Genomic DNA, 16,489 nt, shown 5'->3' with positions numbered 1-16,489 from the left:
TGCGGCGTTGATCGAACGTTTTTCGTCGACCGGCACGATCCTGTCCATGCACACCGACACGATCACCCCGGTCGACATCGCCTGGCAGGAGAGGGCGCTGTGCGCGCAGACGGGGGCCGACTTCTTCTTTCCCGACCCCGGCAGCTCCGTGCGGGAGGCCAAGCGCATCTGCGGTATGTGCGAGATGCGCGCCGCGTGCCTCGACTACGCCCTGGCCCACGACGAGCGCTTCGGCGTCTGGGGCGGCCTGTCCGAGAAGGAGAGGCTCCACCTCCGGCGCACCGGACGCGGCTGACCCGCCCCACGACCCCGAGGGGACGGTTGAGGCCCGTGACCGGCCCCCGCTCGGACGAGGCCCCGCGTCACGCCTTCGCGCGTGCCGCCATCCGGGCCTTGCGGGCCGCCAGCTTCTCGTCGAACTTGCTGGCCTCCGCGTCGAGGCCGTCCATGTAGAGGCCGAGCTCCTCCTGGGCCTTCAGGCCGTCGGGGCCCAGGCCGTCGATCTCCAGCACCCTGAGGAAGCGCAGGACGGGCTGGAGGACGTCGTCGTGGTGGATGCGGAGGTTGTAGACCTCGCCGATCGCCATCTGCGCGGCGGCGCGCTCGAAGCCGGGCATGCCGTGACCGGGCATGCGGAAGTTGACGACGACATCGCGCACGGCCTGCATGGTGAGGTCGGGGGCGATCTCGAACGCGGCCTTCAGCAGGTTCCGGTAGAAGACCATGTGCAGGTTCTCGTCGGTGGCGATGCGCGCCAGCATGCGGTCGCACACCGGGTCGCCGGACTGGTGGCCGGTGTTGCGGTGTGAGATCCGGGTGGCCAGCTCCTGGAAGGCGACGTACGCGACCGAGTGCAGCATCGAGTGCCGGTGGTCGTGCTCGAAGCCCTCGCTCATGTGGGCCATGCGGAACTCTTCGAGCTTGTCCGGGTCCACCGCGCGCGAGGCGAGCAGGTAGTCGCGCATCACGATGCCGTGGCGGCCCTCCTCGGCGGTCCAGCGGTGCACCCAGGTGCCCCAGGCGCCGTCACGGCCGAAGAGCGTGGCGATCTCGTGGTGGTAGCTGGGCAGGTTGTCCTCGGTCAGCAGGTTCACCACGAGGGCGATCCGGCCGATCTCGGTGACCTTCGACTGCTCCTTCTCCCAGGGCTCGCCGTCCTCGAAGAGGCCGGGGAAGTTACGGCCGTCGCTCCACGGCACGTACTCGTGCGGCATCCAGTCCTTGGCGACCTTCAGATGCCGGTTGAGTTCTTTCTCGACGACTTCCTCCAGCGCGTACAGCAGCCGCGCGTCGGTCCAGTCGGAGGACGGGCTGCCGAGAAGGGGGGAAGTGATCGACACAGAGGCTCCAGGGGGACTACCGGGGATGAACACATGTGCGGTCACGCGCGCGTGACTGAACCTACGGCATCGTAGGCTACGAATCCGTAGGTTACGAAGACGTAGGTTAAGTGCGCGGTAAAGGCCCCTGATCAGCCAGGTCCCGCAGCGGACGGGCGCGCATGCCGAACAGCCCCTGGACGCGCAGGTCCAGGGGCTGAAACGGTGAGACGATCACCCGGTCAGACGTACAGCTCCCGCAGGCGCACCGAGAGGCACGTCACACAGCCCTCCAGCTTCTCGAACTCGCTGATGTCGACCACGACGGGCTCGTACCCGAGGTCTGCGTACAGCTCCGCGGTCTTGGGAGCGCTGGCCGCCATCAGCAGCTTGTCGCCGCCGAGCAGCACCACGTGCGCCCCGGCCTCCTCCGGCACCGGCAGGAACCGGCCGAACAGCGACGGCGCGTCCATCTTCGGGATGTGTCCGACGACCGTGCCGTCCGGCAGCGCCGTGACCGCCGACTTCAGGTGCAGCACCTTGCTCACCGGCACGGACACGACCCGCGCTCCGAGCGGCTCGAACGCCGCCCGCAGCTGCTGGACCCCGGCCGCGTTGGTCCGTCCGCCCCGGCCCACGAAAATGGTGTCGCCGACCTTGAGGACATCGCCGCCCTCCAGTGTGCCCGGGTCCCAGATCCAGTTCACCGAGCAGCCGAGCGCGGCCACGGCCTCCTCGGTCCCCGCGGTCTCCTCCAGCCGGGAATCGGCGCCGGGGCGCGCGATCAGCGCCACGTTCTTGTACATGACCACCGTGTCCTCGACGAACACCGAGTCCGGGCAGTCGTCGGCCGGGTCCACCTCGATGGTCTCCCAGCCGTGCGTCCGCAGGGCCTCCCCGTACGCCTCCCACTGCTCGACCGCGAGGTCGACGTCCACCTCCGCGCGCTCGATGTGCGTCACGAGTCCTTCTGCCAGGCGGGGGCTGGGACGGCGGACGAGGGCCTTCTTGCTGGGCACGTGTGGGACTCCGAATCGAACGAGGGTTTTCCGGCGCCCGTGAAGCGACGCCGGTCCGCCATCATGCAGCCCCCGCCCACCAGGACAAAACCTCCGCGGCCAGGCTGTGCCTCTCTTGATACTCGGCGGTAGCCGACGTGGGATCAGCCGATCGTCCCGAGTTCCTCCGGTGTGGTGGCACGCAGTCCCCCTTCCTCCAGCAGCAGCCACCGGGTGATGCCCAGCGATTCCAGGAACGGCAGGTCGTGGCTGGCCACGATCAGCGCTCCCTCGTAGGACTCCAGCGCCGTCGTCAGCTGCCGGACACTCGCCATGTCCAGGTTGTTCGTCGGCTCGTCCAGCATCAGCAGCTGCGGGGCGGGCTCGGCGAGCATCAGCGCCGCGAGGGCCGCCCGGAAGCGTTCCCCGCCGGACAGCGTCGCCGCCGGCTGGTCGGCGCGGGCGCCCCGGAACAGGAAGCGGGCGAGTCTCGCCCGTACCCGGTTGTTGGTGGCGCCCGGCGCGTACCGGGCCACGTTCTCGGCGACGGTCAGCCCGTCGTCGAGGACGTCGAGCCGCTGGGGCAGGAACCGCAGCGGGACGTGCGCCCGCACCTCGCCGCCCACCGGCTCCAGCTCGCCCGCGATCGTGCGCAGCAGCGTGGTCTTGCCCGCGCCGTTGCGCCCGACCAGCGCGATCCGCTCGGGGCCCCGCAGGTCGAGGCCACCGTCGATCCGGGCCCCGTAGCGCAGCCGGAGGTCCAGGACGGTGAGCACGGTACGGCCCGGCGGCACGGCCGTGTACGGCAGGTCGACGCGGATCTCGTCGTCGTCCCGTACGGCCTCCACCGCCTCGTCGAGCCGTTCCCTCGCCTCGGCGAGCTTCTCCTCGTGCATGATGCGGTGCTTGCCGGCGGACTCCTGGGCGGCCCGTTTGCGGGCACCCATGACGATCTTCGGTTCGCGTTTCTGCTCGAACATCTTCTGGCCGTACCGCTTGCGGCGGGCCAGCTTCACCTGGGCGTCGACCAGTTCGCGCTTCTGCTTCTTCAGATCGGCCTCGGCGACCCGCACCATCCGTTCGGCCGCCTCCTGCTCGGTGCTGAGCGCCTCCTCGTAGGCGGAGTAGTTGCCGCCGTACCAGGTGACCTCCCCGGAACGCAGATCGGCGATCTGGTCGGCCAGGTCGAGGAGTTCGCGGTCGTGGCTGACCACGACCATCACCCCGGACCACGCCGAGACGGCGTCGTACAGCCGGCGGCGGGCGTACAGGTCGAGGTTGTTGGTGGGTTCGTCGAGGAGCAGGACGTCCGGGCGGCGCAGCAGCAGCGCGGCCAGGCGCAGCAGCACCGACTCGCCGCCCGAGACCTCGCCGATCGTGCGGTCGAGGTCGATGTGGCCGAGCCCGAGTTGGCCGAGGGTCGCCAGGGCGCGCTCCTCCACGTCCCAGTCGTCGCCGACCGCCGCGAAGTGCTCCTCTGCCACGTCGCCCGCCTCGATGGCGTGCAGCGCGGCGCGGGTGGCGGCGATGCCGAGGGCCTCGTCGACGCGCAGCGCGGTGTCGAGCGTGACGTTCTGCGGGAGGTAGCCGATCTCGCCGGCCACCCGGACGGTGCCGTCGGTCGGGGTCAGCTCCCCGGCGATCAGCTTCAACAGGGTCGACTTGCCCGATCCGTTGACCCCGACGAGTCCCGTGCGGCCGGGGCCGAACGCGATCTGGAGGTCCTCGAAGACGGGCGTGCCGTCGGGCCAGGCGAAGGACAGGGACGTGCAGGTGAGGGAAAGGGGAGTAGACATAAGGGCCTCGCGGTTGCTTGCGGTGGTCGGGGCAACGCGTGCGGACACCGCGAGCGCGACACTGCGAGGCGAGGGCGAACCCGCTGGGCGGGGCCGAAGAAGGGCCCGCTGCCGGGGGACGGCTCGTACGCCGAGGTCGCACGCAACGCACACAGGAAGCCGGGATACGGCGATGATGTGTGACGCGGTGTCTCAGGACCTCAGACGAGCAACGTCCTTCTCCAATCGACGGCAACAGGACCGTTGTACAAGGTAGGAGGGCGTGTCAGGGGTGTCAACGGATTAAGTCGGCACCCGGAATCGGCCGTCCCCGGCGTGAGCGGGGCGGCGTCGCGAGGCGTGGCCTCAGCAGGCGTCCCGCATCAGCTCGGCCAGGTCGTGGTCCAGGTCGACCTGGTGGTGTTCGAGGCCGAGGGGCACCAGTTCGGTGGTCCGGTCCAGGAAGCGGCGCACCTCGCCCGAGAGGACGTGCACCACGGCGGTGCCCTCGGGGGCGTGGAACTCCATGACCAGCCGCTCGTAGCCGTACGGGCGCACCCGGACGTCGCCCAGGCCGACGGCCTCGTCCATGCCGGTCACCAGCAGCTCGCGGGCGAAGGTCCAGCAGACCTCGACGCCCTCGAGGGTGGCCGGGGCGGGGAAGGTCATACGGACGGCGAACGGGTCGCTGCGGTCGTAGTGGAGCGTCGCGGGAATGCTCGGCATCCGCGGCGCGGCGGCGACGAGACGGGCCTCTACGGGCTGCTCGATGACGGTGGACAACGCCTTTGCTCCCTCGTGACGGCTGGACGGGCTCCGGACGGATTGGCCGGGCATGTGATGAGACGCTGGATCGGGCCGATGCGTGCACGCCGGCTTCGAGTGACCTCTGTCACCGAGTCCAATCACCAGGGTGATCCATTTCTCGTCCCAGGGTCCCGGGATACCCGAGAGGACACCGGACACGGCCCCACGGTTCCCGGCCGAGGCCATCTGGACGGCGCCCGGGGGGTGGGCTAGCTTCGCCCGCCATGAGGGCCTTGGGGCAGTCGAGAAGCAGGATCCGGACGAGACGGACGATGACGACGGGACTGGCCGCGACGGCGCTCGCCGCCGCCCTGGCCGTGCCCGCGCAGGCACAGGGGGAGGGCCGGCCACCGCACTGGGAACTGAAGCAGACCGGCACCGACGTGCGCTTTCGCGGTCTCGCCGCGGTCAGCCGGAACACGGCCTGGGTGGCCGGATCGGCGGGCACCGTGCTGCGGACCAGGGACGGGGGCGAGCACTGGCGCACGGTGTCACCACCCGGCGCACAGGATCTGCAGTTCCGGGACATCGAGGCATTCGACGCACGCCGGGCGGTCGTCCTGGCCATCGGCGAGGGCGAGTCGTCCCGCGTGTACCGCACCGACGACGGCGGCGCCACCTGGACCGAGACCTTCCGCAACACCGACCCGCGCGCCTTCTACGACTGCCTGACCTTCTTCGACCCGCGCCACGGGCTCGCCATGAGCGACCCGGTCGACGGGAAGTTCCGCATCCTGTCCACCAGCGACGGCGGCCGCTCCTGGAACGTCCTGCCCAACGACGGCATGCCCCCGGCCCTGGAGGGCGAGGCGGGCTTCGCCGCGAGCGGGCAGTGCCTGGTCAGCTCGGGCCGGCGCGACGTCTGGCTGGCCACCGGCGGGGCCGCACGCGCGCGGGTGCTGCACTCCGCCGACCGCGGCCTGACCTGGACGGCCACCGACACCCCCGTCCCGGCGGGCGACCCGGCCCGCGGTGTCTTCGCTCTCGCCTTCCGCGACCGGGCCCACGGCATCGCCGTCGGCGGCGACTACCGCGCCGACCAGCCGTCCCCGAGCGCGGCGGCCACCACCGACGACGCCGGCCACGGCTGGACGTCCGCCGCGCACCCCCCGCCCGCCTACCGCTCCGGCGTCGCCTGGCTCCCGAACAGCCGTAGGGCCGCCCTCGCCGTCGGTCCCACCGGCACGGACCTCACCACCGACGGCGGCCGCACCTGGCGCACCGTCGACACCGGCTCCTACGACACGGTCGACTGCACCCCGGACCGCGGCTGCTGGGCCGCCGGGGAGAAGGGACGCGTGGCCCGGCTGGAGAACTGACGGGCACGCCGACGAGGGGGCGGCCGGCGGGACTGGATCCCGCGCGGCGGGATACCCGTGGGGCGTTCGCGTCATGAAGGGAGTGATCGGCATGCCACGCGGTTCGAGCCCCAAGCGGGAACGCCAGTACGAGCACATCAAGGAGAGCGCCGAGGACCGCGGTGAGAGCGAGTCGCGCGCCAAGGAGATCGCCGCCCGTACGGTCAACAAGGAACGCGCCCGGTCCGGTGAGTCCAAGACCGCGAGCCGGACGTCCACCAAGGACATGTCGTCCGGCAAACGCGGCGGGCAGCGCTCCCACAGCGGGTCCGAGGGGCCCACGTACGACCAGCTGTACGAGGAGGCCAAGCGGCGCAACATCCGCGGCCGTTCCGACATGAACAAGAGCCAGCTCAAGCGCGCCCTCGACAAGTAACCCCGTGAGGCGCCCTCCCACCGGGGATGCGTACGCTCGTCGGACCATGACGACCGTACGCATCCCCGCGGGCTGGCCCGCCACCGACGACGAAGCCCGAGCCGTGCAGGACGAGTTGCGCGGCAAGGTGGTCCTCGACGAGGCCGGGCCGCCGCCCGGCACCGGACACGTCACGGGTGTCGACGTCGCGTACGACGACGAGCGCGACGTGGTCGCGGCGGCGGCCGTCGTCCTGGACGCGGCGACCCTCGACGTGGTCGCCGAGGCCACGGCGATCGGACAGGTCTCCTTCCCGTACGTCCCCGGGCTGCTGGCCTTCCGGGAGATCCCGACCGTCCTCGCGGCCCTCGACGCGCTGCCCCGCGACCCCGGTCTGATCGTCTGCGACGGCTACGGCCTCGCCCACCCCCGCCGCTTCGGCCTCGCCAGCCACCTCGGCGTCCTCACCGGGCTCCCCACGATCGGCGTCGCGAAGAACCCGTTCACGTTCACCTACGACGACCCCGGCGCACCGCGCGGCAGCGCCTCGCCCCTCCTCGCCGCCGGCGGATCGGGCACCGAGGAGGTGGGCCGCGCTCTGCGCACCCGCACCGGGGTCAAACCGGTGTTCGTGTCGGTCGGCCACCGCGTGACCCTCGACAACGCCTGCGCCCACACGCTCGCCCTGACCCCGGCCTACCGCGTCCCGGAGTCGACCCGGCGCGCCGACGCGCTCTGCCGCCGGGCCCTGCGGGAGGCGGCCGGCTGAGCCCTCGGGGCGCGCGGACATGAGTACATCCGGGGCTCGTACCTGAGTACGAGTACGGATACCGGCGCGTCGTCATGATCGGCAGGCTGGGCCGTATGACGACGCACCGCGCCCCGAAGCCCGCCGCCACCCCCAGCCAGCCCGTCGAGCGTGCCGTCACGGCCGGGCTGCTGCTCGCGCTGATCGCCGGACTCGCCTGGATCGGCGGGATGGTCTACACGCTGACGGGATGGGCCCAGTAGGACGAAGACGGCCGGGCGGCAGCGGCGGGCGGGAGCGGCGGACGGGAGCGGTGGGCCGGAGTGGCGGGCCGGAGCGGTGGGCCGGAGCGGTGGGCCGGAGCGGTGAGCCGGAGTGTCGGACGGGAGCGGTGGGCCGGTCTGGCTCACGCCCCGGCTGCCCCCGCGCGTCCTGAGCCCGTGTCAGCGGGAGGCGGCGACCCGGAACGTGATGCCCGCCGCGCGCAGCCGTTCGATCAGCGCGTCACCCATCGCGACCGCCGTCGTGACCTGCCCCGCCGTGGCGGGAAGCTCGTCGAACGCGAGGCACAGCGCCGACTCCGCGAACATCTTCGCCGTCTCGCCGTAGCCGGGGTCACCACCGGCGACCTCCGTGAACACCCGCCGTCCGCCGCCCTCGCCCACGAACCGCACCGAGAACCAGCTCTTGGCCCGCTGCTCCGCGCTCGGTCCCTCGCCCGGCTTGTAGAGGTTGCCCAACAGGCGCCGCACGGGCGGGACCTGGGCGGCGGCCACGGTCGCGCCCACGAACGCGACCCCGCCCACCGCGAACGGCAGCGTCCTGACGGCCGCGTAGTGGCGGTAGCGGAAGTCCGGCCCGTAGCGCCGCAGGGCGCGCGCCGAGCGCTGCACCACCTGTGGGTCGATGGTCGGCAGCGGCAGCGCCCACGCGCCGACCTCCTTGGCGAACCGGGGCGCGCCCACCGGCGCGTACGCCCGCCGCCCCATCGTCCGCGGCTCGTGCCGCTTGCGGTCCCGCGCGGCGGAGGCCGTCTGCCGGGTACGCGAGAAACCCGTGAGCGCGGAGTTGAACGTACCGCCCGAGAACATCCCGGACGCCCGCACGAATCCGTCGACGGTGATCGGCACGTCCTCCGGGAGCTGCTGCACGGTGAAGTACGCGCCGAGGTCGTGCGGGATCGAGTCGAAGCCCGCCGCGTGCACGATCCGGGCACCCGTCTCACGCGCGCGTGCGTCGTGCCGGACGAACATCAGGTCCACGAACTCGGGCTCGCCCGTGAGGTCCAGATAGTCGGTGCCCTCGTCGGCGCAGGCCGCCACCAGCTCCTCGCCGTAGGTGATGTAGGGGCCCACGGTCGTGGCCACCACACGCGCCTGCCGGGCGAGTTCACGCAAGGAAGCCGGATCGGACACGTCCGCCCGGAGCACACCGATCTCCGCCCCGCCGGGCAGCCGCTCCCGCAGCGCCGCCAGCTTCTCGGCGCTGCGCCCGGCCAGCGCCCAGCGCAGCCCCTCGGGGGCGTGCTCGGCCAGATACTCCGCGGTCAGCTCGCCGACGAAGCCCGTCGCCCCGAAGAGCACGATGTCGTACGCCCGATCCGCCCTGCTGTGCGTGCTCATGGAACCCCTCAGCCCTCGCCCCCGCGCCGTTGTCGGTGGGTGAGGCTAGCGTGAGGGACGAGCAGCCGAACGCGCGGGATCCGGAGGTGGCCGTGGCCGTGGCCAGGAACGCCCTGAAAAAATGGGAGAAGGTACGCGAGTTCGCCCTCGGCATGCCCGGCGCGGCCGAGGAGTTCCCGTGGGGCGAGAGCGTCGCCAAGGTCAACAAGAAGGTGTTCGTGTTCCTCGGCGTGGACGACGGCAGCCATCCGCTGGGCGTCACCGTGAAGCTCAGGGACGAGGCGGCCCACGGCCACGCCCTGACCTGCCCGGGGGCCGAGCCCGCCGGATACGGACTCGGCAAGGCCGGCTGGGTCAGCGTCCCGCTGGAGGAGCCGGGCGCCCCGAGCGCGGACCTGCTCTGCGACTGGGTCGAGGAGAGCTACCGCGCGATCGCCCCCAAGCGCCTGATAGCGGAGCTGGAGGCCCACTGAGCCTGGCCGGTGCGTGCCGGGACATCCGGCACGACCTTGGGCACAATGGCTAAGCGTTTGCTCACCCAAGACCTTGTGCGCGCTGGAACCCGTTCCTAACATCACTGGTGTTACATCATCGGTGTCACAGAGCTGGGGGCTCTCGATGGCAGTGGCGAAGACGCCCGGGCACGGCCCGCTCGCCGGTGTGCGCGTGGTCGAACTCGCGGGCATCGGCCCCGGCCCGTTCGCCGCCATGCTCCTCGGCGACCTCGGCGCCGACGTCGTCCGCGTCGACCGGCCCGGCGGCGCCGGCCTCGCCGTCGACCCCCTGTACGACATCACCAACCGCAACAAGCGGTCCGTGATCGTCGACCTCAAGTCCGCCGACGGCCCGGACACCGTCCTCGCCCTCGCCGAACGGGCCGACGTCCTGATCGAGGGCTACCGCCCCGGAGTCGCCGAGCGGCTCGGAGTCGGCCCCGACACCTGCCACGCCCGCAACCCGGCCCTCGTCTACGGCCGGATGACCGGCTGGGGCCAGCAGGGCCCCCTCGCCCAGCGCGCCGGCCACGACATCGCCTACATCGCCCTGACCGGCACCCTCGGCATGATCGGCGCCCCGGACACCCCGCCCGTCGCCCCCGCCAACCTCCTCGGCGACTACGCGGGCGGCTCGCTCTACCTCGTCGTCGGTGTCCTCGCCGCCCTGCACCACGCCCGCGCCACCGGCACCGGCCAGGTCGTGGACGCGGCCATCGTCGACGGCACCGCGCACCTCTCCGCGATGATCCACGGCATGCTCGCCGCCGGCGGCTGGCAGGACCGCCGCGCCGCCAACCTCCTCGACGGCGGCTGCCCCTTCTACGGCACCTACGAGACCGCCGACGGCCGGTACATGGCCGTGGGCGCCCTGGAGCAGCAGTTCTACGAGGAGTTCGTCGACCTCCTCGGCATCAGGGACCGGGCGCCGGCCCGCAAGGACGTCGCCGCCTGGGGCGCGTTGCGCGAGACGGTCGCCGCCCGCTTCAGGACCCGTACGCGCGACGAGTGGACGGCCGTCTTCGAGGGCTCCGACGCCTGTGTGGCGCCCGTCCTGTCGCTGCGCGAGGCCCCGGACCATCCGCATCTCGCGGCCCGGGGCACCTTCACCGACTTCGGCGGCATCACCCAGCCCGCCCCCGCGCCCCGTTTCTCCGTCACCCACACCTCGGTCCGCGGCGGCCCCGCCCAGCCGGGCGCCGACACGACGGACGTGGCCGGCGACTGGGGCGTACCCGGCCTCCTCACGGACCGCTGTCCGGCCGCCGCCGCGGACGTCGCCCTGACCGAGGCGATACCCGACGGCGAGACCGGCGTCTGACGCCCGGCCCCCGCGCCCCCCGACCACCCGGCTCTCCACCGCCACCCGAAAGGCCAGACCCGTGAGCACCGAAGCGTACGTGTACGACGCGATCCGCACCCCGCGCGGACGCGGCAAGGCGAACGGCGCCCTGCACGGCACCAAGCCCATCGACCTCGTCGTCGGGCTGATCCACGAGGTCCGGCGCCGGTACCCCGGCCTCGACCCGGCCGCCGTCGACGACATCGTGCTCGGTGTCGTGGGCCCCGTCGGCGACCAGGGCTCCGACATCGCCCGGATCGCCGCGATCGCCGCCGGACTGCCGGACACCGTGGCCGGCGTCCAGGAGAACCGCTTCTGTGCCTCGGGTCTGGAGGCCGTCAACCTGGCCGCCGCCAAGGTCCGCGCCGGCTGGGAGGACCTGGTGCTCGCCGGCGGTGTCGAGTCGATGTCCCGGGTGCCGATGGCCTCGGACGGCGGCGCCTGGTTCAACGACCCGATGACCAACCTGGCCGTCAACTTCGTGCCGCAGGGCATCGGCGCCGACCTCATCGCCACCATCGAGGGCTTCTCCCGCCGGGACGTCGACGAGTACGCCGCCCTGTCCCAGGAGCGGGCCGCGGCGGCCTGGAAGGACGGTCGGTTCGACGCCTCCGTCGTCCCCGTCAGGGACCGCGCGGGACTCGTCGTCCTCGACCACGACGAGCACCTGCGGCCCGGCACCACCGCCGACTCCCTCGCCAAGCTGAAGCCGTCGTTCGCCGACATCGGCGAACTGGGCGGCTTCGACGCGGTGGCCCTGCAGAAGTACCACTGGGTCGAGGAGATCGACCACGTCCACCACGCGGGCAACTCCTCCGGCATCGTCGACGGCGCGGCGCTCGTCGCCATCGGCTCCCGGGAGATCGGCGACCGCTACGGCCTGCGCCCGCGCGCGCGGATCGTCTCCGCCGCCGTCTCCGGCTCCGAGCCCACCATCATGCTCACCGGCCCCGCGCCCGCCACCCGCAAGGCCCTCGCCAGGGCCGGCCTGACCATCGACGACATCGACCTCGTCGAGATCAACGAGGCGTTCGCGGCCGTCGTCCTGCGTTTCGTGAGGGACATGGGGATCTCCCTGGACAAGGTCAACGTCAACGGCGGCGCCATCGCCCTCGGCCACCCGCTCGGCGCCACCGGCGCGATGATCCTCGGCACCCTCGTCGACGAGCTGGAGCGCCAGGACAAGCGGTACGGGCTGGCCACGCTGTGCGTGGGCGGCGGCATGGGCATCGCGACGATCGTCGAACGCGTCTGACACCCGGCGGAACCACAAGACTTCTACGGAGAGCCCCCTCATGACCGAGAGCACCACCATCCGCTGGGAACAGGACCGTACGGGCCTCGTCACCCTCGTCCTCGACGACCCCCACCAGTCCGCGAACACCATGAACCAGGCGTTCCGCGACTCCCTCGCCGTGATCACCGACCGGCTGGAGGCCGAGAAGGACACCATCCGCGGCGTCATCATCACCTCCGCCAAGAAGACCTTCTTCGCCGGCGGCGATCTGCGCGACCTCATCCGGGTCACCCCCGACACCGCGCGGCAGCTGTTCGACGGCGGCCTGGAGATCAAGCGCCATCTGCGGCGCATCGAGACCCTGGGCAAGCCCGTGGTCGCCGCGATCAACGGCGCCGCCCTCGGCGGCGGCTACGAACTCGCCCTCGCCTGCCACCACCGCGTCGCCCTCGACGCCCCCGGCTCCAAGATCGGCTGCCCCGAGGTCACCCTCGGCCTGCTCCCCGGAGGCGGCGGCGTCGTCCGCACGGTACGGCTCCTCGGCATCGCCGACGCCCTGCTGAAGGTCCTGCTCCAGGGCACCCAGTACAGCCCGCGGCGCGCCCTGGACAACGGCCTCGTCCACGAGGTGGCCGACACGCACGACGAGCTGATGGCCAAGGCCCGCGCCTTCGTCGACGCCAACCCCGAGTCCCAGCAGCCCTGGGACAAGCCGGGCTACCGCATCCCGGGCGGTACGCCCGCCAACCCCAAGTTCGCGGCGAACCTCCCCGCCTTCCCCGCCACCCTGCGCAAGCAGACGGGCGGCGCCCCCTACCCTGCCCCGCGCAACATCCTCGCCGCCGCCGTCGAGGGCGCCCAGGTCGACTTCGAGACCGCCCAGGTCATCGAGGCCCGCTACTTCGTGGAGCTGGCCGCCGGCCAGACCTCGAAGAACATGATCCAGGCGTTCTTCTTCGACCTCCAGGCCGTCAACTCCGGCGCCAACCGCCCCCAGGGCGTCGAACCGCGCCAGGTCCGCAAGGTGGCCGTCCTCGGCGCCGGGATGATGGGCGCCGGCATCGCCTACTCCTGCGCCCGCGCCGGCATCGACGTCGTCCTGAAGGACGTGTCCGCGGAAGCCGCCGCGAAGGGCAAGGGCTACTCGGAGAAGCTCTGCGCGAAGGCCGTCGCCAAGGGCCGTACGACGCAGGAGAAGGCGGACGCCCTGCTCGCCCGGATCACCCCCACCGCCGATCCGGCCGACCTGGCCGGCTGCGACGCGGTCATCGAGGCCGTCTTCGAGGACACCGCCCTCAAGCACAAGGTGTTCCAGGAGATCGAGAGCGTCGTCGCCCCCGACGCGCTTCTCTGCTCCAACACCTCCACCCTCCCCATCACCACCCTCGCCGAAGGCGTGGAGCGGCAGAGCGACTTCATCGGCCTGCACTTCTTCTCGCCCGTCGACAAGATGCCGCTCGTCGAGATCATCAAGGGCGAGCGGACCGGCGACGAGGCCCTCGCCCGCGCCTTCGACCTGGTCCGGCAGATCAAGAAGACCCCGATCGTCGTCAACGACTCCCGTGGCTTCTTCACCTCCCGCGTCATCGGCCACTTCATCAACGAGGGCGTCGCGATGGTCGGCGAGGGCATCGAACCCGCGTCGGTCGAGCAGGCGGCGGCCCAGGCGGGCTACCCCGCGAAGGTCCTCTCCCTGATGGACGAGCTGACCCTGACCCTGCCGCGCAAGATCCGCACGGAGACCCGGCGGGCCGTGGAGGAGGCGGGCGGCACCTGGGACGAGCACCCCGCGGAGGCGGTCATCGACCGCATGGTCGACGAGTTCGGCCGCACCGGGCGCAGCGGCGGCGCCGGCTTCTACGACTACGGTCCCGACGGCCGCCGCACCAAGCTCTGGCCCGGCCTGCGCGAGCACTTCACCCGGCCCGGCCACCGGATCCCCTTCGAGGACATGCAGGAACGCATGCTGTTCTCCGAGGCGCTGGACACCGTGCGCCTCCTGGAGGAGGGCGTCCTCACGTCCGTCGCCGACGCCAACATCGGCTCGATCTTCGGCATCGGCTTCCCCGGCTGGACCGGGGGCGTCCTGCAGTACATCAACGGCTACGAGGGCGGCCTGCCGGGCTTCGTGGCCCGGGCGAGGGAACTGGCCGACCGCTACGGCGCGCGCTTCACGCCGCCGGCGCTGCTGGTGGAGAAGGCGGAGCGGGGGGAGAGGTTCGCCGACGCCTGACCGTCCCGGGGGTGCGGGGTTCGTCGGCGGCCGCGGGTTCGTCGCGGCTGGTCGCGCGGTTCCCCGCGCCCCTGAAGGCTCGGACCTGCGGCCCGGCCTTCCTGGGTCGTGTCCGTAAAGTCCCGTCTGCCCGCGACGCCTGGCACGCTCCCCCAAGCTCTTCGAGCAGGCTACGGCTCCTTCAGCCACTCCCGCAGCTCATCCCGCAGCGAGCGCTGGAAGGTGGTCAGCAGGGCCTGGACCACCAGGGGCTGCATATGGGCCGAGAGGGACTTCACCGCCTGCGGGTCCCGCTCGGCCACCGCGTCGCGGAAGAGACCGGACAGCTCGTGGGCGGCGGCCCGGGCGTGCTCGATCAGGACGTTCCGCGCGGCCAGGATCGACTCCTGCGACAGGGGTACGTCGAGGAGTTCCGCCCCGAGCCTCAACAGACCGGGGTCCACCCGGAACCCGTCGCCGTCCCGTTCGACCAGGCCCATCGCCGTGAGCCGCTCCACGTCGTCCTCGTCGAGGGACCGCCCCGCCCGCGGCTCCAGTTCCTCCCGTGTCACCGTCTCCACCGCGTCCGGCGCCCAGGAGGCCACGACGGCCCGTTGCAGGGCCAGGTCACGCGGCGACAGGTCAGGCGGCAGCTGACGCAGGTACCGCTCGATGGCGGCCAGGGTCATGCCCTGCCGCTGGAGCTCCTCGATCAGCGCGAGCCGGGCCAGATGGCCCCGCCCGTACCGACCGACCCGACGCGGACCGATCACCGGCGGCGGCAGCAGCCCCTTGGTGCTGTAGAAGCGGACGGTACGCACCGTGACCCCGGCCCGCGCGGCCAGCTCGTCGACGGTGAGGACCCCCTCCTCGGTGTCCTCGGCCGCCTCGGCGCCGTCCCCGGTCTCGGTCGTCATGCATGCAGTATCGCTGCCCCACCAGTGCGGTGAAAGCTTCAACAGCGGCTCAGGGCGATTGTCGGTGCCGGCCCGTACGGTGGGGCCATGTCGGGGATCACGTACGTCAGGGGGGACGCCACGGTGCCCCTGGGCAAGGGCGTCAAGGTCATCGCCCATGTCAGCAATGACATCGGCGGCTGGGGCAAGGGCTTCGTCCTCGCCGTGTCCCGCCGCTGGCCGGAACCGGAGGCGGCCTACCGCGCCTGGCACCGGGACCGCGCGCACAACGACTTCGGGCTCGGCGCCGCCCAGTTCGTCCAGGTCGGCCCGTACACCTGGGTGGCCAACCTGATCGGCCAGCGCGGCACCCGCACGGGCAGCAAGGGCGTCCCCGTCCGCTACGAGGCCATCGACTCGGCCCTCGCCCTGCTCGCCGACAAGGCCCTGGAGCTCGAAGCCTCGGTCCACATGCCGCGCATCGGCTGCGGGCTGGCCGGGGGCAGGTGGTCCCGTGTGGAGCCGCTGATCACCGAGCGGCTCGTCCGGCGGGGCATAGCGGTGACGGTGTACGACCACGGCGACTGACGGCCCACCGGAACGGGGCCGTTGGGGTGAACCGTCGGCGATTATCGGTCAACTCTGGCGCAGACGTGCGATGCGTCGCGCGCGTGACCGGGTAAGCCACCGGTATGAATCTCCTCCCGGTGGACATCGGCCCCTTGAACCCCCCGGTTGCGGAACTCGTCGCAGGGGCGGTGCTGTTCGCGCTGGTGTTCCTCTTCTTCGTCCGGCTGGCGCCCCGGGTACAGCGCGTCCTCGACGAACGGGAAGCGGTCACCGACGGAGCCGAGGCGCGGGCGGAGTCCGTACGGCGGGAGGCGGAGAGCAAACGGGCGGAGGTGGCCGCGACCCTGGCCGAGGCCCGCCACGAGGCCGCCCGCATCCGCCAGCGGGCCTTCGAGGAGGGCACCACCCTGGTCGCCGAGGCCCGCGCGGAAGCCCAGCGCGAGTACGCCACCATCCTCACCGAGGGCCAGGCCCGCATCGCCTCCGACCGCGCCGCCGCCGAGGCCGAACTCCGCGTGTACGTCTCGGAGCTGGCCTCGAACCTGGCAAGCAAGGTCCTGGGCGAACGGATCGAGGCCGAGGCCCAGCCCCACCGGTAGGAGCTGGGGGCGCGCCCCCAGCTCCTCCTCCAGGCGCGCGGCGTGGAAGGCGCGCCACCTAGGCCCTGTCGTCAAAATCCCACCTACCCCACGACGCCATGCACGCGCTCTCGACGCACCGGGCCCTGACCCGAGTACGTCCAGTACTCGGGTCAGG

At 72.0% G+C, this 16,489-nt stretch carries 17 protein-coding genes; 11 read left to right on the top strand and 6 right to left on the bottom strand.

Annotation, left to right across the window (positions count from 1 at the left end):
• Positions 1 to 46: 46 nt before the first annotated feature.
• Positions 47 to 295, top strand: a complete 249-nt coding sequence (locus ACZ4Z2_RS35260; protein WP_468081687.1) for a WhiB family transcriptional regulator — start codon at positions 47 to 49, stop codon at positions 293 to 295.
• A 67-nt stretch (positions 296 to 362) separates the two neighbouring features.
• Here the strand turns inward: ACZ4Z2_RS35260 and ACZ4Z2_RS35255 are convergent, their stop codons facing one another.
• The 4 genes from ACZ4Z2_RS35255 to ssgD all read right to left on the bottom strand — a co-directional run bounded on the left by ACZ4Z2_RS35255 (position 363) and on the right by ssgD (position 4,875).
• Positions 363 to 1,340, bottom strand: a complete 978-nt coding sequence (locus ACZ4Z2_RS35255) for an acyl-ACP desaturase (protein ID WP_468081685.1) — start codon at positions 1,338 to 1,340, stop codon at positions 363 to 365.
• 221 nt (positions 1,341 to 1,561) lie between these two features.
• Positions 1,562 to 2,338 carry a dimethylargininase gene (ddaH, locus tag ACZ4Z2_RS35250; protein WP_468081684.1) on the bottom strand — a complete coding sequence of 259 codons (777 nt, stop codon included), beginning with the start codon at positions 2,336 to 2,338 and terminating at the stop codon, positions 1,562 to 1,564.
• Between the two features lie 143 nt (positions 2,339 to 2,481).
• Positions 2,482 to 4,113, bottom strand: coding sequence for an ABC-F family ATP-binding cassette domain-containing protein (locus ACZ4Z2_RS35245; RefSeq protein WP_468081683.1), 1,632 nt, complete (start codon positions 4,111 to 4,113; stop codon positions 2,482 to 2,484).
• Positions 4,114 to 4,458: 345 nt separating this feature from the next.
• Positions 4,459 to 4,875, bottom strand: a complete 417-nt coding sequence (ssgD, locus tag ACZ4Z2_RS35240) for a spore wall synthesis regulator SsgD (protein ID WP_468081682.1) — start codon at positions 4,873 to 4,875, stop codon at positions 4,459 to 4,461.
• A 296-nt stretch (positions 4,876 to 5,171) separates the two neighbouring features.
• Between ssgD and ACZ4Z2_RS35235 the strand changes: the two genes are divergently transcribed.
• The 4 genes from ACZ4Z2_RS35235 (at position 5,172) to mmpA (ending at position 7,623) form a co-directional block, all read left to right on the top strand.
• Complete coding sequence (locus ACZ4Z2_RS35235) at positions 5,172 to 6,218, top strand: WD40/YVTN/BNR-like repeat-containing protein (RefSeq protein WP_468081681.1); 1,047 nt, start codon at positions 5,172 to 5,174, stop codon at positions 6,216 to 6,218.
• A gap of 91 nt (positions 6,219 to 6,309) precedes the next feature.
• Positions 6,310 to 6,633, top strand: coding sequence for a plasmid stabilization protein (locus ACZ4Z2_RS35230; protein ID WP_468081680.1), 324 nt, complete (start codon positions 6,310 to 6,312; stop codon positions 6,631 to 6,633).
• Positions 6,634 to 6,679: 46 nt separating this feature from the next.
• On the top strand, positions 6,680 to 7,381 hold the full coding sequence (locus ACZ4Z2_RS35225) for an endonuclease V (protein WP_468081679.1): 702 nt from the start codon (positions 6,680 to 6,682) through the stop codon (positions 7,379 to 7,381).
• A gap of 95 nt (positions 7,382 to 7,476) precedes the next feature.
• Positions 7,477 to 7,623, top strand: a complete 147-nt coding sequence (gene mmpA / locus ACZ4Z2_RS35220; protein WP_468081677.1) for a morphogenic membrane protein MmpA — start codon at positions 7,477 to 7,479, stop codon at positions 7,621 to 7,623.
• A 180-nt stretch (positions 7,624 to 7,803) separates the two neighbouring features.
• On the opposite strand, the gene ACZ4Z2_RS35215 is transcribed toward mmpA, so the two are convergent.
• Positions 7,804 to 8,982: a saccharopine dehydrogenase family protein gene (locus ACZ4Z2_RS35215; RefSeq protein ID WP_468081675.1), complete on the bottom strand. Its 1,179-nt coding sequence runs from the start codon at positions 8,980 to 8,982 to the stop codon at positions 7,804 to 7,806.
• A 92-nt stretch (positions 8,983 to 9,074) separates the two neighbouring features.
• Between ACZ4Z2_RS35215 and ACZ4Z2_RS35210 the strand changes: the two genes are divergently transcribed.
• From ACZ4Z2_RS35210 to ACZ4Z2_RS35195, 4 genes are all read left to right on the top strand, one after another.
• The gene (locus ACZ4Z2_RS35210; RefSeq protein WP_468081710.1) at positions 9,075 to 9,455 is read left to right on the top strand and encodes an MmcQ/YjbR family DNA-binding protein; all 381 of its coding nucleotides are present in this window, start codon (positions 9,075 to 9,077) and stop codon (positions 9,453 to 9,455) included.
• Between the two features lie 145 nt (positions 9,456 to 9,600).
• Positions 9,601 to 10,797 carry a CaiB/BaiF CoA transferase family protein gene (locus tag ACZ4Z2_RS35205; protein WP_468081673.1) on the top strand — a complete coding sequence of 399 codons (1,197 nt, stop codon included), beginning with the start codon at positions 9,601 to 9,603 and terminating at the stop codon, positions 10,795 to 10,797.
• 61 nt (positions 10,798 to 10,858) lie between these two features.
• Complete coding sequence (locus tag ACZ4Z2_RS35200; protein ID WP_468081672.1) at positions 10,859 to 12,073, top strand: acetyl-CoA C-acetyltransferase; 1,215 nt, start codon at positions 10,859 to 10,861, stop codon at positions 12,071 to 12,073.
• Positions 12,074 to 12,113: 40 nt separating this feature from the next.
• Positions 12,114 to 14,288, top strand: a complete 2,175-nt coding sequence (locus ACZ4Z2_RS35195) for a 3-hydroxyacyl-CoA dehydrogenase NAD-binding domain-containing protein (protein ID WP_468081670.1) — start codon at positions 12,114 to 12,116, stop codon at positions 14,286 to 14,288.
• A 170-nt stretch (positions 14,289 to 14,458) separates the two neighbouring features.
• Here ACZ4Z2_RS35195 and ACZ4Z2_RS35190 read toward each other — a convergent pair whose 3' ends face one another.
• The gene (locus ACZ4Z2_RS35190) at positions 14,459 to 15,184 is read right to left on the bottom strand and encodes a MerR family transcriptional regulator (RefSeq protein ID WP_468081669.1); all 726 of its coding nucleotides are present in this window, start codon (positions 15,182 to 15,184) and stop codon (positions 14,459 to 14,461) included.
• 87 nt (positions 15,185 to 15,271) lie between these two features.
• On the opposite strand from ACZ4Z2_RS35190, the gene ACZ4Z2_RS35185 reads away from it, so the two are divergent.
• Together ACZ4Z2_RS35185 and ACZ4Z2_RS35180 are read left to right on the top strand one after the other, a co-directional pair.
• Positions 15,272 to 15,751 (top strand): macro domain-containing protein, encoded by a 480-nt coding sequence (locus ACZ4Z2_RS35185; protein ID WP_468081668.1) that lies wholly within the window; start codon positions 15,272 to 15,274, stop codon positions 15,749 to 15,751.
• A gap of 104 nt (positions 15,752 to 15,855) precedes the next feature.
• Entirely contained in the window at positions 15,856 to 16,332 is a 477-nt protein-coding gene (locus ACZ4Z2_RS35180) for a F0F1 ATP synthase subunit B family protein (RefSeq protein ID WP_468081667.1), read from the top strand.
• The last annotated feature ends 157 nt before the right edge of the window (positions 16,333 to 16,489 follow it).

This window comes from Streptomyces sp. NPDC030183, from assembly GCF_055573455.1.
Note: the sequence above shows the minus strand (reverse complement) of the source record. Positions and strands in the feature narration are given on the sequence as shown.